15 protein-coding genes are annotated in these 15,553 nt (G+C 66.7%); 10 read left to right on the top strand and 5 right to left on the bottom strand.

Features of this window, described 5'->3' with window-relative positions; all coding sequences use genetic code 11:
• Positions 1-6 precede the first annotated feature (6 nt).
• Positions 7-711, top strand: coding sequence for an NAD(P)H-dependent oxidoreductase (locus tag C2H86_RS00305; RefSeq protein WP_159410943.1), 705 nt, complete (start codon positions 7-9; stop codon positions 709-711).
• A 145-nt stretch (positions 712-856) separates the two neighbouring features.
• Here C2H86_RS00305 and C2H86_RS00300 read toward each other — a convergent pair whose 3' ends face one another.
• Positions 857-2,248 carry an FAD-dependent oxidoreductase gene (locus C2H86_RS00300; RefSeq protein ID WP_159410942.1) on the bottom strand — a complete coding sequence of 464 codons (1,392 nt, stop codon included), beginning with the start codon at positions 2,246-2,248 and terminating at the stop codon, positions 857-859.
• Positions 2,249-2,478: 230 nt separating this feature from the next.
• Here C2H86_RS00300 and C2H86_RS00295 point away from each other — a divergent pair, with 230 nt between their 5' ends.
• From C2H86_RS00295 to C2H86_RS00285, 3 genes are read left to right on the top strand one after another with little or no spacing between them, the layout of a single operon-like run.
• Entirely contained in the window at positions 2,479-3,582 is a 1,104-nt protein-coding gene (locus C2H86_RS00295; RefSeq protein WP_159410941.1) for a polyamine ABC transporter substrate-binding protein, read from the top strand.
• 36 nt (positions 3,583-3,618) lie between these two features.
• Positions 3,619-5,037: an aminotransferase gene (locus tag C2H86_RS00290; RefSeq protein WP_159410940.1), complete on the top strand. Its 1,419-nt coding sequence runs from the start codon at positions 3,619-3,621 to the stop codon at positions 5,035-5,037.
• 53 nt (positions 5,038-5,090) lie between these two features.
• Entirely contained in the window at positions 5,091-5,906 is an 816-nt protein-coding gene (locus tag C2H86_RS00285) for a helix-turn-helix transcriptional regulator (RefSeq protein ID WP_159410939.1), read from the top strand.
• 6 nt (positions 5,907-5,912) lie between these two features.
• Here the strand turns inward: C2H86_RS00285 and C2H86_RS00280 are convergent, their stop codons facing one another.
• The gene (locus C2H86_RS00280; RefSeq protein WP_159410938.1) at positions 5,913-6,554 is read right to left on the bottom strand and encodes a DUF1109 domain-containing protein; all 642 of its coding nucleotides are present in this window, start codon (positions 6,552-6,554) and stop codon (positions 5,913-5,915) included.
• Positions 6,541-7,128 (bottom strand): sigma-70 family RNA polymerase sigma factor, encoded by a 588-nt coding sequence (locus C2H86_RS00275; RefSeq protein WP_159410937.1) that lies wholly within the window; start codon positions 7,126-7,128, stop codon positions 6,541-6,543. Before C2H86_RS00275 ends, C2H86_RS00280 begins: the two co-directional genes overlap by 14 nt.
• Positions 7,129-7,621: 493 nt before the next feature.
• On the opposite strand from C2H86_RS00275, the gene C2H86_RS00270 reads away from it, so the two are divergent.
• Genes C2H86_RS00270 through C2H86_RS00255 form a run of 4 tightly spaced genes read left to right on the top strand, consistent with a single transcriptional unit; the run spans position 7,622 to position 9,989 of the window.
• Complete coding sequence (locus C2H86_RS00270; protein ID WP_159410936.1) at positions 7,622-7,909, top strand: BufA1 family periplasmic bufferin-type metallophore; 288 nt, start codon at positions 7,622-7,624, stop codon at positions 7,907-7,909.
• 16 nt (positions 7,910-7,925) lie between these two features.
• Positions 7,926-8,759: an MNIO family bufferin maturase gene (gene bufB, locus C2H86_RS00265; protein ID WP_159410935.1), complete on the top strand. Its 834-nt coding sequence runs from the start codon at positions 7,926-7,928 to the stop codon at positions 8,757-8,759.
• Positions 8,756-9,511: an HvfC/BufC N-terminal domain-containing protein gene (locus tag C2H86_RS00260; protein ID WP_159410934.1), complete on the top strand. Its 756-nt coding sequence runs from the start codon at positions 8,756-8,758 to the stop codon at positions 9,509-9,511. The genes bufB and C2H86_RS00260 overlap by 4 nt, the downstream gene beginning before the upstream one ends.
• A gap of 10 nt (positions 9,512-9,521) precedes the next feature.
• Positions 9,522-9,989 carry a DoxX family protein gene (locus C2H86_RS00255; RefSeq protein ID WP_159410933.1) on the top strand — a complete coding sequence of 156 codons (468 nt, stop codon included), beginning with the start codon at positions 9,522-9,524 and terminating at the stop codon, positions 9,987-9,989.
• Here the strand turns inward: C2H86_RS00255 and C2H86_RS00250 are convergent.
• Together C2H86_RS00250 and C2H86_RS00245 are read right to left on the bottom strand one after the other, a co-directional pair.
• Positions 9,968-11,308 (bottom strand): MFS transporter, encoded by a 1,341-nt coding sequence (locus C2H86_RS00250; protein WP_205524587.1) that lies wholly within the window; start codon positions 11,306-11,308, stop codon positions 9,968-9,970. The genes C2H86_RS00255 and C2H86_RS00250 overlap by 22 nt on opposite strands.
• Entirely contained in the window at positions 11,305-12,288 is a 984-nt protein-coding gene (locus tag C2H86_RS00245; protein ID WP_159410932.1) for a flavin reductase family protein, read from the bottom strand. The genes C2H86_RS00250 and C2H86_RS00245 overlap by 4 nt, the downstream gene beginning before the upstream one ends.
• A 183-nt stretch (positions 12,289-12,471) precedes the next feature.
• Between C2H86_RS00245 and C2H86_RS00240 the strand changes: the two genes are divergently transcribed.
• Positions 12,472-13,908, top strand: a complete 1,437-nt coding sequence (locus tag C2H86_RS00240) for a coniferyl aldehyde dehydrogenase (RefSeq protein WP_159410931.1) — start codon at positions 12,472-12,474, stop codon at positions 13,906-13,908.
• A gap of 32 nt (positions 13,909-13,940) precedes the next feature.
• Positions 13,941-15,512 (top strand): amidase, encoded by a 1,572-nt coding sequence (locus C2H86_RS00235; protein ID WP_240349666.1) that lies wholly within the window; start codon positions 13,941-13,943, stop codon positions 15,510-15,512.
• The last annotated feature ends 41 nt before the right edge of the window (positions 15,513-15,553 follow it).

Here is a 15,553-nt window from a genome sequence, read left to right as displayed (position 1 = left end):
TTGCCCATGAAAGTCCTGATCGTTCACGCTCACCCAGAGCCTCAGTCCTTCACCGCCGCACTACGCGACCAAGCGGCGCAGACTTTCCGTGCCCAGGGCCATGAAGTGCAGGTCAGCGACCTGTACGCCATGGGCTGGAACCCGGTGGCCAGCGCCGATGACTTCAGCCACCGGGAAAACCCGGAATACCTGGTGTATGCGCTGGAGCAGCGCCTGGGCGTGAAGAGCGGTTCCATCGCGCCAGACATCCAGCAGGAGCTGGACAAGCTGCTGTGGGCCGACCTGTTGGTGCTGAACTTCCCGATCTTCTGGTTCTCGGCACCGGCGATGCTCAAGGGCTGGATCGACCGGGTGCTGGTGTCTGGCGTGTGCTACGGCGGCAAGCGTTTCTACGACCAGGGCGGCCTGGCCGGCAAGCGCGCGCTGGTGACCGTGACCCTGGGCGGCCGTGAGCACATGTTCGGCGAGGGCGCGATCCACGGGCCGCTGGAAGACATGCTGCGGCCGATCCTGCGCGGCACCCTGGCCTATGTCGGCTTCGAGGTGCTGGAGCCGTTCGTGGCCTGGCATGTGCCGTACATCAATGATGAAGCGCGCCAGGCGTTTCTGCACAGTTACGAGCAGCGCCTGCAGCACCTGTCGGATGACCTGCCGCTGAGCTTCCCGCGCCTGGACCAGTTCGATGAGGCGCTGTATCCGCTGCCGCGCTGATCATTGGGCAGCTTGGATTGTCGGGGCTGCTTTGCAGCCCATCGCCGGCAAGCGCGGCTCCCACCTTGATCGGCGTACGCAGGGCCCTGGGGGAGCCGCGCTTGCCGGCGATGGGCCGCAAAGCGGCCCCGGGGTTGTCGAGCACTCACGCCTTGTCCGCCTTGCCAGCTGCGGCGGCGAACTTGGCCAAGTGAACATCCAGCCGGCGAGGGCGCCGGTTCTGGTCCTCTGCGCGCTCCTTGCGGCGAATGGCATTGCGCACCATCAATGAGCCCAGGTAGCGGATGGGTTCCGGTGGGAAATGCCCAAGCGGGCCGTCAAGCAATGGCGAGCGTGTCCACGGGTTGTCCAGCCCCAGCACCAGCGAAGACAGGATCTGACCACCCATGTGACACGGGCCCACGCCACTTCCGGAATAACCAAACCCATAGAAGATATTGCCCTTGGCACCCATGCGGCCGAAGAACGGCAAGCCGGTGACCGAGCGATCCGAAGGGCCGTTCCAGGTCGCCGCAATATCGACGCCGGTGAATGCCGGAAAGAACTTTTCCAACGAATCGCGCAGCAAGTTCGCATAGGGTGATGGCTGGTCGAACACCGGCAGCATGCGCCCGCCAAAGGCGAAGGTGTTGCCCCCTTTGCCCAGCATGATTCGCCCGTCGGGGGTGTTGTGGTAGTAGTGAACGAAGATGCGCGAGTCGAGCACCGTCACGCCGCTGGTCAGGCCGATGCGCTCCAGCAGGTCCGGGCGGGGTTCGGTAATGATCATGTCGCTCGAGACAATGGCCACCGAACGCGAAAACTGTGGGAAGGCCCGGGCCATCCAGGCATTGATCGCCAGCACCACGTTGGCGCAAGTGACCTTGCCATGGGGAGTGATGACCGAGGTTGGCTGCCCTTCGTCCAGGCCGACCATGGGCGTGCCTTCATGAATACGCACACCCAGCCCCAGCGCAACGCGGCGCAGGCCACGTACCAGCTTGGCCGGTTGCACGCTGGCCGCGGCGGGCGAGTACCAGCCTTCAAGGTGCTGGGCCGAGCCGGCCATGCGTTGCACATCGGCGAGCGGGCGCTTGGCGAAGGTGTTGATCCCATGACGCTCCAGCGCGGCGACCACCGCATCCGTGGAGCCAACTTGCGCCTGGCTGGTCGAGGTGTACAGCGTGCCGTCGAGACGGTAGTCGGCATCCACGCCGTACTTGCTGCAGAAGTCGCCGATCGCGTAGATGCTCTGCTCCGATGCCTTGACCAGGCGCACCGCCTCTTCGAGCCCGAACAAGCGCTCCAGGGTAAAGAACTTCGCCGACCAGGACAGCGCACAACCGCCATTGCGCCCACTGGCCCCCGCGCCGCAGATGTCCGCTTCAACGATGACCACATCGAGCTCGGGGTTCTGTTCCTTGAGCATGATGGCGGTCCACAGGCCGGTGTAGCCGCCGCCGACGATGCAGACATCGGCATGGGTGTCCTGCTGCAGGGGCGGGCAGGGCTCGTCGGGCTGATTCTTCAGGGCTTGTTCCAGCCAGAAAGGGCGCATCGTGCTTCTCCAGAAAGGGACCGAAAAGGGCGCCGAGCAAGGTGCGCCCTGTGTCCCGCATCCTTGCAGTGCACTGTGCATAAATAAAATCGATTTAACGTATGAATATATAAGCTCAGTCTATGTGTGAGCGACCCCACCCATTCGGGTTATGGTCCCGTGGCGCAATCCCCCGGATAGTGGCTCCATCAGCTCACCCGAGCCGATCCTGATCACACGATGGAGTTGCTATGCGCAAGGCATTGAAGGTGATTTCCAGTCTGCTGATGTGCTGTACCGCCACGGCCGCCCTGGCCAGCGAGGCAGACACCAGCAACACGCTCAGGTTGTACAACTGGACCGACTACATCGGCGAAAACACCCTCGCCGATTTCGAGAAGCAGACCGGCATCAAGGTGATCTACGACACCTTCGACGGCTACGAGACGGTCCAGACCAAACTGCTCACCGGCCGCTCTGGCTACGACCTGGTGATGCTCAACGGCTCGCTGGTGCCACCGCTGATCAAGGCCGGGGTGTTCCAGCCGCTGGATAAATCCAAGCTGCCCAGCTGGGCCAACCTCGACCCGCAAGTGGTGCAGAGCCTGCAGGCCTTCGACCCCGGCATGCGCTACTCGGCGCCCTACACCTGGGGCAGCTCGGGCATCACCTACAACGTCGACAAGATCAAGCAGCGCATGCCCGACGCGCCGATCGGCTCGCTGGCCATGCTGTTCGACCCGAAGATCGTCTCGCGCTTCGCCGACTGCGGCGTGACCGTGATGGACGCGCCCAGCGAAGTCATCCCGCTGGCCCTCAAGTACATTGGCAAGGACCCGCAGAGCGCCAAGCCGGCTGACCTCAAGGCGGCCCAGGACGTGCTCATGGGCATCCGCCCCTACATCAAGAAGTTCGACTCGGTGAACTACCTCACCAGCCTGCCCAATGGTGACGTGTGCATGGCCCTGACCTGGTCCGGCGACTACGCCACCGCCCAGGCCCGCGCGGTGGAGGCGAAGAAGGACATCAACCTGGCGTTCTTCATACCCAAGGAAGGCTCGCTGATCTGGTTCGACAGCCTATACATGCCCAACGACGCCCCCCACGTGGCCAACGCCCACCGTTTCATCGAATACCTGCTGCAACCCAAGACCATGGCCGAGGTGACCAACTACATCCACTACGCCAACAGCAACGCCGCCGCCACGCCGCTGGTGCAGGCCGATATCCGCAACGACCCGGCCATCTACCCCGACGAGCCGACCCGCGAGCGGCTGTTCACCCAGAAGTCCCAGGACCCCCAGGCCATGCGGGCCATCACCCGGGTCTGGAGCACGGTCAAGACCGGCATCTGACACCTTTAACCGTACCGATCCGACAAGGAATTGCTTATGGCTACCCCGACTCGCCCATTGGCCGCCACCTCGCACAACGACCAGCTGGTGAAAGCCGACAAAGCCCACTACATGCACGGCTACCACATGTTCGACGAGCACGCCGAGCAGGGCGCGCTGAACATCCAGGCCGGTGACGGCGCCTACATCCACGACACCCAGGGCAACCGCTTCCTCGACGCCGTCGGCGGCATGTGGTGCACCAACATCGGCCTGGGCCGCGAGGAAATGGCCCTGGCCATCGCCGACCAGGTGCGCCAGCTGGCCTATTCCAACCCGTTCTCGGACATGGCCAACCCGAAAGCCATCGAGTTGTGCCAGAAGCTCGCGAGCCTCGCGCCCGGCGACCTCGACCACGTGTTCCTCACCACCGGCGGCTCCACCGCCGTGGACACCGCCTACCGGTTGATCCAGTACTACCAGAACTGCCGCGGCAAGCCGCACAAGAAGCACGTGATCGCCCGCTACAACGCCTACCACGGCTCGACCTGCCTGACCATGTCGATCGGCAACAAGGCCGCCGACCGGGTGCCGGAGTTCGACTACTCTCACGAGCTGATTCACCACGTCTCCAACCCCAACTTCTACCGGGCCGGCGACGACATGGACGAGGCCGAGTTCCTCGACTTCCTGGTGGCCGAGTTCGAGGACAAGATCCTCTCCCTGGGCGCCGACAACGTCGCGGCCTTCTTCGCCGAGCCGATCATGGGGTCGGGCGGGGTGATCATCCCGCCCAAGGGCTACTTCCAGCGCATGTGGCAGGTGTGCCAGACCTACGACATCCTCTTCGTCGCCGACGAAGTGGTCACTTCGTTCGGCCGCCTGGGCACCTTCTTCGCCTCCGAAGCGCTGTTCGGCATCACCCCGGACATCATCACCACTGCCAAGGGCCTGACCTCGGCCTACCTGCCACTGGGCGCGTGCATCTTCTCCGAGCGCATCTGGAAGGTGATCGCCGAACCGGGCAAGGGCCGCTGCTTCACCCACGGCTTCACCTACAGCGGGCACCCGGTGTGCTGCGTGGCGGCGCTGAAGAACATCGAGATCATCGAGCGGGAAAACCTGCTGGCCCACGTCAACGATGTCGGCAGCTACCTGGAGCAGCGCTTGCAGACCCTGGCTGCATTGCCGCTGGTGGGCCAGGTGCGCTGCATGAAACTGATGGCCTGCGTCGAGTTCGTTGCCAACAAGCAGACCAAGGCGCTGTTCCCGGATGCGGTGAACATCGGCGAGCGCATCCATGTGCGGGCCCAGGCCAAGGGGCTGCTGGTGCGCCCGATCATGCACCTGAACGTGATGTCGCCGCCGCTGATCATCACCCACGCCCAGGTGGACGAGATCGTCGATACCCTGCGCAGCTGCATTCTCGAGGCGGCGCAGGAGCTGACCGAGCAGGGCCTGTACCACGGCCAATGATCGACCTGCAGCCAAAGATGCGCGCGCGTGCCCCGGCCGGTAGACTGCGGGGCATGAGCCGAGCACACGAAAACACCACAATAAACCTGCCGTTTCATGCCCTGCAGCAATGGCACGGCGCCCTGCAACAGGCCTTCGCCCACAGCGAGGGCCCGGACGCGCTGGCCTGGCTGGCGGCGGCCATCAGCCAGCTGGTGGCCGCCGAGTCGATGCTGATCAGCCTCGAACGCAAGGGCCAGCCGCCGCAGCTGCTGTACCAGCAGGGCATCCCCGACCGTTATCACGAGGCGGTGCTGGAACGCTATTTCGCCGCAGGCTACCTGCTCGACCCGTTCTGCCTGGCGGTGGAAAAGGGCCTGGCGCAGGGCTTCTATCACCTGGAAGACATCGCCCCGGACAATTTCTTCGATAGCGACTATTACAAGACCTATTACTTGGGCACCGGCTGCAGCGAGGACAGCTACTTCATCGTCGACCTGGGCAATGACAGCAAGATTTCCCTGAGCCTGTTCCAGGGCTGCAGCGGTGCGCGGCTGGAGGTGGCGCAACTGCACCTGTTGCAGGCCGTGGAACCGATGGTTCGCGAGTTGCTGATGCGCTTTGCCCGGCATGGCCTGGAGCCGCAGCCGGAAGCGAATGAAAGCGTGCAGGCGGCGTTCGACAGCTTTGGGTGCGGGGTGCTGACCGAGCGCGAGCGGCAAGTGGCGCAGATGGTGTTGCAGGGGCATTCGGTGAAGTCCACCGCCCATGAACTGGGCATCTCGCCAGAGACGGTGCGCATGCACCGCAAGAACCTGTACCTGAAGCTGGAGATCAACTCGCAATCGGAGCTGTTCGCCCAGTTCATCGGCTGGTTGCGGCGGGTCTGAGCGGGCTCACCAGCGCAGCAGGCGCGGGCCCAGCCAGGCGCCGAGCGCGGTCGGCAGCAGCATGCCGAGCACGTACCACAGGCCCCAGAACGGCACGCCCATCTCCGGGCAGTGCAGGCAGTAGGCCAAGGTGGCCGTCGAGCCGGCCAGCAGGCCACCTGCGCCACCGGCCTGGCGCAGGCGGGTCGGTGCCAGCCCGCGCAGGGCCCAGAACACGCTTGCCAGCCCCGGCAGCGAGAGCAAGGTGATGTTCAGCGCGCAGGTGCGCCAGGTGCGGCCGAACAGCAGGTCGGCGCGCGCATCGAGCGGGGCGCCAGCCAGGCTCAGCGCCGCGCCCAGCCACAGCAGCAGCAGGGGCAGCCCCAGCAGCCCCCAGGCCAGGCCACCGCGCACGCCCGGCCTGGCCAGCCGGCTGGCCAGCCACAGCCCGAGCAGCGCCAGGCTGCCGGGCAAGGCCACCTTGGCCCAGAACAGCGGCGTGCGCGCCACCTCGGCCAGGTCGCTGCGCACGCCGTAGAGGGCCGCAGTCATCAGCACTGCGGCCAGGCCGCCAAGCAACACCGCCAGACCCAGGCGCCGGCCCGTAGCGTTGTGCTGCACCGGGCCTTCGCCTGCGGCCAGCAGGCTGATCAGGTCATCGGTCTTCATCGTCGCTCCTACCTCCAATCAACCTGGCCAGGGCCTTCAGGCCGCGATGTATGCCCACCTTGACCGCCGAGCTGGAAAGCCCGGTCAGTTGCGCGGTTTCCTCCACCGACAGCCCCTGCAACTTGACGTGGACGATCGGTAGCCGCTGACGCTCGGGCAGCTGTTCCAGCAGCCTGGCCAGGTCGCGGCTGGCTTCGGCAGGTTCGGCATCGCTGCTGGCGAACAGCTCGGCGTCGTCATCCAGTGGCGCGCTGTGCGCATCCAGGCGGGCCCGGCTGCGCAGGTAGTCGACCAGCTTGTAGCGGGCGATCGCCTGCACCCAGGCGGTCAACGGTTGTTGCGCCTGATAAGTATGCCGCGCGTTGTGCACCGCCAGCAGCACCTCTTGCAGCAGGTCCTCGATCTCGGCCGGGCGGCCAGCCAGGCGCCGCCGCAGAAACGCCCGGATATGCAGCGCCAGCGCGGCGAGGAAGGCCCGGTAGGCCTGCGCATCACCCGCCAGCCCGGCCAGCAGCAAGGCTTGCAGCTGGGCTTCGCGCGCATCGAGCACTGCCTGTGAGTTAGTTCGCTGCATGGGCCGCCTGGGTTACACCGTGGGTGCAATTTTCGGTGAGCCAGCCGTTGGTGACCCCCTGGATTGAAACCTTAAGTAAAGACCAGCAAGTGCTCGCCAGCATATGTTCAGCGCCTGTGAGATCGAGCGCCGCCCGCGCGGCGCATCGCGAGCTTTGCTCGCTCCTACGTTTGTTTCGGGCCAATTATTCCTGGGGGATTTGCGCGCGAATCCCTTGGCGCCTGTCTATACATCGCGTCGTACCAACAAGGCGGTCGCGCGTGCCTGCCACAGGCGTTACTGGCCCGAAACAAACGTAGGAGCGAGCAAAGCTCGCGATGCGCCGCGCGGGCGGCGCTCGACCTCGCAGGCGCTAGACCTCTCAGCTCAGGCTCAGCACCAGCCGGTTGAGCGAAAAATTTTTCCAGTCCTGTAACCGGATCCGCACACGCCACGAACTACTCCATGAGCCGCCGGTAAACCTGCCACGGCCAACCACTCTGGAGACTTCAGCATGAAAACCTTAGCCCTCGCCACCGCTGCCTTGGCCCTCGCTTCGCTGGCAAGCGCCGCCCTGGCGGCTACCCCCACCCAGCCGGCCGGCAGCGGCGCCACCATGGAGAAATGCTACGGCGTCGCCATGGCCGGCAAGAACGACTGCAAGGCAGGCGCCGGCACCACCTGCGCCGGCTCCGCGAAGAAGGACTACGACGGCATGCACTGGAAGAACGTCCCGGCCGGCACCTGCACCTCGATCAAGACCCCGAACGGCATGGGTTCGCTGACCCCGATCCAGTCCTGAGCAGAGGAGGCCGACCATGAACGGCAAGGCAGCACTGGGCGCCGGGATCGGGCTCAAGGCCGAGCACTATGACGCGGCGCTGGCGTGCAGCGCCGAAGGGCTCTGGTTCGAGGTTCACCCGGAGAACTACATGGTCGGCGGCCCGCGCCTTGCCTGGCTGCTGCGCATCGCCGAGCGCCACCCGCTGTCGCTGCACGGCGTGGCGCTGTCGCTGGCGGCCGATGCCGAGCCGGACCCGCAGCACCTGCAACGCTTACGCACGCTTATCGACCAGGTGCGGCCGGTGCTGGTGTCCGAACACCTGGCCTGGTCGACCTGGCGCGGCGCCTATCACCCCGACCTGCTGCCGTTCCCGCGCAGCAGCGAGGCCCTGGCCCGCATCAGCAGCAATATCCAGCGCAGCCAGGAAGCGCTGGGGCGGCGGATCTCGATCGAGAACCCCAGCCATTACCTGCAGCTGGACGGGCATGACTGGGACGAGATCGATTTCCTGGCGGAACTGGCCCGGCGCACGGGTTGCGGCTTGCTGCTGGACGTCAACAACGTCTATGTCAGCGCGCACAACCTGGGCTTCAGCGCTGCCGATTATCTGGACCGCTTTCCCGCACAGGCGATCAGCGAAATTCACCTGGCCGGTTATAGCCACGACGCGCAAGGCAGCCTGTTGATCGACTCGCACGATGCGCGAGTCGCCGAGCCGGTCTGGGCGCTTTACCGGCGCCTGATCGCCCGGATTGGCCCGCGCCCGACCCTGGTCGAGCGGGATGGCAATGTCCCGTCGTTCAATGAATTGCTGGGCGAACGGGCCATGGCCCAGGCAACCCTGAACAGCCCTGGAGAGCAGCCATGAACCTTACCTTGAGCCAGTTCCAGGACGCGTTCGTCGCCGCCTTGCAGGGGCACCCGGCGCCGGGGCTGGCGGCACTCACCGAACAGCCGGCGTTCGCGGTGTATCGCAACACGGTCATGGCCGGCTGCGTGGAGGCGTTGTGTAGCAACTTCCCCAGCGTCCTGACCCTGGTCGGGCGCGAATGGATGGAAGCGGCCGCGGCGGCCTACGCACGGCAAGCGCCACCCGACGACCCCCGGCTGATCCATTACGGCGCAGGCTTCGCCGACTTTCTCGAGCAGGCGCAAGCACAACACGGCGTGCCGTACCTGGCCGAGGTTGCACGGCTGGATGCCTGCTGGAGCGAGGCCTTCAGCGCACTCGATGCGCCTTGCCTCGACTTGGCCGAGCTGGCTGGCATGACGGCCGGTGACCTGGCGCGCAGCGTTCTCTACCCGCGTGCCAATGCCCGCTGGTACTGGTGTGCGGCGCATCCAGCCTACCGCCTCTGGCGCTGCGGCCGCGAGCAGCTGGCCTGGGCAGACGATCAGCCTTGGGTCGGTGAAGGTGCGCTGTTCGTTGGCGGCCCCGAGGGTGTCACTCACCAGCCGCTGGAGCAGGGCGGCTGTGCGTTCCTGCAGGCCTGCGCAACCGGGCAGCCCCTTGAACAGGCTTCTGAGTTTGCCGAACACACCCAACCGGACCTGGACTTCGGCGACCTGCTCGGCCGCCTGGTCGCTGCCCAGGTCTTCCGCCCGCTCAGCTTTACTTGAGGACGCCACCATGGACCATGTCCACGCCACACCCTTGACCAGCAACCTGCGCCACGCCTGGAACCGGCTTGCCGATGCCCTGCAACAGCATTTGGGCGACAGCATCTTGTGCCTGGTTGCGCGGTTTGGCATTGCCTCGGTGTTCTTCCTGTCCGGGCGAACCAAGGTCGAAGGCTTTCTGACCATCACGCCGAGCACTTACGAGCTGTTTCGCACCGAGTATGCGTTGCCGCTGATTTCCCCCTGGCTGGCGGCGCACCTGGCCACTTACGCCGAGCACCTGTTCTCACTGCTGCTGGTGCTGGGCCTGATGACCCGCCTGTCAGCCCTGGCGCTGCTGGGCATGACCACGGTGATCGAAGTGTTCGTCTACCCCGATGCCTGGCCCACCCACCTGACCTGGGCGGGCTTGCTCCTGCTGCTGATCGCGCGTGGGGCTGGCAAGTTGTCCCTAGATCACCTGCTGAAGGTACGCTGATCGCTGACATCGGCCTGAACATGCAGGGACGTGCGCAGCAACAGCAGCACCGCCCCAAGTACCGGCAGGCTCACCAGCAACAGCGCATAGCGCAGCGATTGCACGCCGAACAGGGGTTGCAGCAGGTCGCTGAGCAGGCCGGTCAGCAGCGGGCCGGCCCCCACGCCCAGCAGGGTGCTGACGATGGTCTGCAGGGCCATGGCCGTGCCGCGCTGCTGCGCCGCCACCAGTTGCGTGACCAGGTTGTAGGACGGCGCCACCCACCACACGGCAAAGAAGCTGTACAGCGCGCACCACAGCATCGCCACCGGTACCGGCAGGGCGCCCAGGTACATCAGCCGCTCGCTGGGCCACAGCAGGTAGCTGGCCAGTGCCGACAGCGCCGCCAGGTGGCCGAGCACCGGCAGTGACAGCTGCCAGTGCGCACTGCGGCGGGCCAGGCGGTCGCTCAGCCAGCCGCTGAACAGCCCGCCAATGCCGGCAGCGCTGCCGCAGACCACCCCCGCAAGCATGCCGGCCTCGCGCAGCGACAGGCCATGGGAGCGTACCAGGAAGCTGGTGTTCCACATGGCCACGGCATAGGAACCCAACGTGGTCAGCCCGCCCGCAAGGATCAGCCAGCGGTAGGGCGCCAGCGCCCACAATGCGCGGGCTTCGGCGCCAAGGCCCAGGCGCGGCGCGGGTGCCGGTGCCGAGTGCTGACCCAGGTCCCAACGGCCACGCGCGGGCTCGCGCACCAGCAGCCCAAGGAGGGCGGCAAAGGCCAGGGCTGGCAGCCCCAGGGCGATGAACGCCGTGCGCCAGCCGTATTGCTCGACCACCCAGGCCCCGATGCTCAGGCCGATGATCGACGAAAAAGTCGGTGCAGCAGTGAAGCAGCTGATAGCAAACGAGCGCCGCTGTGGCGGGTACAGGTCGGCGATCAGCGACAGCGACGCCGAGGTGGTCGGCGCTTCGCTCACCGCCACCAGCATGCGCGCCAGGGCCAGCACCACGAAACTGCCCGCCAGCCCGCAGCTCATGGTGGCCAGCGCCCACAGCAGGCAGGCCAGCGCCAGCAGGCGCAGGCGCGGCAGGCGGTCGACCAGGCGCCCGGCCGGCAAGCCGAGCAGGGCATACACCGCGGCGAAGGCCAGGCCCGAAATCAGGCCCAGGGCGCTGTCACCGACCTGAAACTCAGCCTTGATCGGCTCGAACATCACCGCCAGGATCTGCCGGCCGACGAAGTTGTCGGCGAACACGGCCGCCAGCAACAACAGCAGACCATGGCTGCGCCAGCCGACCGTGGTCGACGGCAAGGTAGGCGTGGCGCTGCTCATCGCGGTGCCCACAGGTCCGGCAGGCCGGGGTCGCTGACCACGATCAGGCGCTTGAGCAACACCTTCAGCGCCTGGGCATCGGCTTCGCCGAGCTTGCCGATGAGGTCTTCCTCGACCACCTTGGCCAGCGCCACCTGCTGCAATGACAGCTCGCGGCCATTGGCGGTCAGCACGAAACGCAACGGTGCGGCATCCCCTTCGATGGCCACCAGGCCCTGGCGTTCGAGAAAGCGCATGCCGGCCAGGGTCACCACATGGCCGGTGTAGCTGACGAAGGTGTTGAGCTCGTCCAGGGTCAGGTTGTCGCGGATCGACAGCACCGCCAGCACGAAGAACGCCTGTTCATCCAGTTGCTGGTTGCTGAGCAGCTGGCGCAACCGGTTGAGCACCTGGTAGTGGCCGCGCCCCAGCAGGTAGCCCAGCAGGTCTTCGGTGTAGCTGCATTCCGGTGGCGGTGGCGTGGTGGCCAGGCGCAGCTCGCTGCGCGGCTTGCGCGTGGCCAGGGCGTACTGGCCGCTCTGGAAGGCCAGTGGCGCGCGGTCGCTGTGGTCGAATGCCAGCACCTCGCCGACGAAGATCACATGGTCGCCGCCTTCGTACTGGAAGGCGGTGCGGCACTGGAAGCGCGCGGTGCAGTCCTGCAGCAGCGGGGCATCGCTGATGCCGTTGTCGAGCTCGATTTCGGCGAACTTGTCCTCGCCCTGGGTGGCGAAGCGGCCGGACAGCTGCTCTTGCCCGATCGACAGCACGTGCACGTTCCAGTGCTTGCCGCTGCTGAACACCGGCAGGCTGCGCGCCTGCTTGGACAGGCTCCACAGCACCAGCGGCGGGTTCAGCGACACCGAGTTGAAGCTGTTGGCGGTAATGCCCACCGGCGCGCCGTCCTCGCCCTGGGAGGTGATGATGGTGACACCGGTGGTGAAGGTGCCAAGTGCGGCGCGGAAGGCCTGGGGGTCGAAACCGATCTGTGGGATTGCCATGGCTGGCCTCATGCGGGTGGCTTTTGTGCCGCCAGTATTGGCCTGCAGGCCTTGCCGGGCATCGTCTCAACGGACTAACGCAGTTGCTCGATTCTGGTCCGATCGGACGAGGCGCAGCCGCCGCGCCCTGGCTAGTGTGGCGCCATGCGCATCGGGCGCAGTCAACAGCCAGAGGAGACACCCATGCCACCCGTTTCGTCATCGGTCCAGGCGCTCAGCGGCCTGTTAGCGCGGCAGCACAGCGCTTTCGTCGGCGAGGGCGCCGTCACGGCCGAGCGCCGTCGCCAGCGCCTGCAGCAGGTGATCGACCTGCTGGTGCGCCACCACGAGAGCCTGACCCAGGCTATCGACGAGGATTTCGGCGGCCGGCCCGCCGGCTTCACCCTGATGAACGATGTGCTCGGTGCCCTGGCCAGCCTCAAGCACGCCAGGGACCACCTGCAGCAGTGGATGGCGGATGAGCCCAGGGCGCCTTTCGCGCCCTACGACCAGCTCGGCGCCAAGGCCTGGGTGCGTTACCAGCCCAAAGGCACGGTGGGCATCATTGGCACGTGGAATGCCCCGCTGTACACCCTCTTCAGCCCGCTGGCGTCGGCCCTTGCTGCCGGTAACCGGGCCATCCTCAAACCCTCCGAGGTGCTGCCGCGCACGGCGGCGCTGGTCGCCGAGCTGTGCGCCGCGCACCTCGACCCGCTGGAGGTGGCGGTGGTGACCGGCGGCCCGGACCTGGCAGATGCCTTCACCGCCCAGCCGTTCGACCACCTGGTGTTCACCGGCAGCACGGCGGTGGGGCGCAAGGTGATGGCCAATGCTGCGCAGAACCTGGTGCCGGTAACCCTGGAGCTGGGCGGCAAGTCGCCGGTGATCGTGTCGGCCAGCGCCGACCTGGCCAAGGCCGCGCACAGTATTGCCGTGGCCAAGGCCACCAATGCCGGGCAGATCTGCATCAACCCGGACCTGGTCTATGTGCCCCAGGCGATGCAAGAGGGCTTCATCGCCGAGCTGCGCAGCGCCTACTGTGCGCTGAACCCGAGCGTGGCCGGCAACCCGGATGTGGTGGCCGTGGTCAATACCCGGCACCTGGCGCGGGTCGAGGCGTTAGTGCAGGATGCGCAACAGCTTGGCGTGCGCGTCGAGGTGATGCCCGAGGTAACCCCGGGCAGCGCGGATGAACGCCGTCGGCCCTTGAGCGTGGTGGTCAATCCGCCCGAGCAGGCGCAGATCATGCACGAAGAAATCTTCGGTCCGTCGCTGGTGGTGCTGGCCTATGACACGCTGGACCAGGTCATTGCCCAGATCAACAGCCGGCCACGGCCGCTGGCGCTGTACTACTTCGGCGAGAACCCGCAAGAGCAGCAGCAGGTGCTCAACCACACGCTGTCTGGCGGGGTGACGCTCAACGACGTGATGATGCATGCCGCCCTGCACGATGCGCCATTTGGCGGTGTCGGCGCCTCGGGCATGGGGCATTATCACGGACGCGAGGGTTTCCTTGAATTCAGCCACCTGCGCACCGTGTTCCAGGCCCCGGCACACGACCCGCGCCGCGAGTGGGGGCTGCTGCCACCGTATGGCGAGCACTACCTCGCCGCCATGCTGGCCCAGGTCACTGCCGACTGATGCGTACTTACAACAATGAAGAACAGGACGCCATGAGTAATCAGACCCAAGATCCGCATTCCACAACTGCCTCCAGCTGGTCGCGCCGCAGTGTGCTCAAGGCCGGCGCCGTCGGCCTGGGCGCCGGCCTGCTGGGGCGCTTTGCCGACGCAGCAGCCACCGGCCTGTCGGCCAGCGACTACCAGGGCCTGGACGCCTGGGCGATGGCCGAGGCAGTGCGCGCCGGCAGCCTCAGCGGCGAAGAGCTGCTGGCCGCCGCGCTGGCCCGGCATGCCGCCGTCAACCCCAGGGTCGGCGCCGTGAACATGCTGCACGAGGCCTACGCCCAGGCCCTGCTGGCCCGTCGTCGCGCCGCTGGTGACGGAGCCAAGGGCGCGCTGGCCGGGGTGCCGCTGCTGCTCAAGGACCTCAACACCTACCTGCAAGGCACGCCGACCACCCATGGCTGCCGGCTGTTCCGCGATGCACCGCCGGCCACGGTCACCAGCACCCTGATTGCCCGCTACGAGCAGGCCGGCGCGGTGCCGTTCGGCAAGACCACCTGCCCGGAGTTCGGCCTGACCACCACCACCGAATCGCTGCTCTGGGGCGAGACCCACAACCCGTGGAACCTTGCCATGAGCGCGGGTGGCTCATCCGGTGGCGCCGCTGCGGCGGTGGCCGCCGGCATCGTCCCGGTGGCCCATGCCACCGACGGTGGCGGCTCGATCCGCATCCCGGCGTCGTACTGCGGCCTGGTCGGGCTCAAGCCCAGCCGGTACCGCACGCCCAGTGGCCCGCTGCATTTCGAGGGCTGGTTCGGTGCCAGCGTCGGCCATGTGGTGTCGCGCACGCTGCGTGACACCGCGCTGTTCCTCGATGCCGGGCAGGGCCACGAAGCCGGCAGCGCCTACTGGAGCGCGCCGCTGGAGCGGCCGTACGTGGACGAGTTGCAGCGCGCCCCGGGCAAGTTGCGGGTGGCCGTGGTGCGCCAGTCGCTGACCGGCGCGCCGCTGGATCCTGCAGTAGCTGCCACCCTGGAGCAGACCATCAAGCAGTTGCAGGGCTTGGGCCATGAACTCGAAGAGCTGCAGTTGGCCGTGGACCCCCGCGAGCTGTTCGGCGCCCATGGCACGGTGATCGGCACGGCGCTGTCTAGCCTGGTGCACGAGCGCGAGCAGGCGCTGGGCCGCGCGGCAGGTCCGGGCGACCTGGAGCAGATCACCCAGGTGGTGCTAAAGCGAGCCAGCGCCACCAACGGCGAGGCGATGTACCGCGCCCGGCAGAGCTTCGAGCGCATCGGCGCGGCGATGGAGCAGCCGTTCACCCGCTTCGATGTGATCCTCTCGCCGGTCACCGCCAACCTCACCCCGGCCCTCGGCCAGCTCAGCCTCGACCAGCCCTGGGACAGCTACGCGCAACGGGCGATGGGCAGCGCCGGCTTCACCGTGCTGGCCAACGTCAGCGGCCAGCCGTCGATCTCCCTGCCGCTGGGGCAGAGCGACGGCGGCTTGCCGGTGGGCATGCTGTTCACCGCCCGTCTCGGTGGCGAAGATGTGCTGCTGCGCCTGGCCAGCCAGCTGGAGCAGGACCGCCCGTGGGCCGGGCGTCGGGCGCAGCTGTAGCGCCTAGTCCGCTTTGACGATGAGTGCCCGTCGGCCAGCGC

This window comes from Pseudomonas putida, from assembly GCF_009883635.2.
Lineage (GTDB): Bacteria > Pseudomonadota > Gammaproteobacteria > Pseudomonadales > Pseudomonadaceae > Aquipseudomonas > Aquipseudomonas putida_W.
Note: the sequence above shows the minus strand (reverse complement) of the source record. Positions and strands in the feature narration are given on the sequence as shown.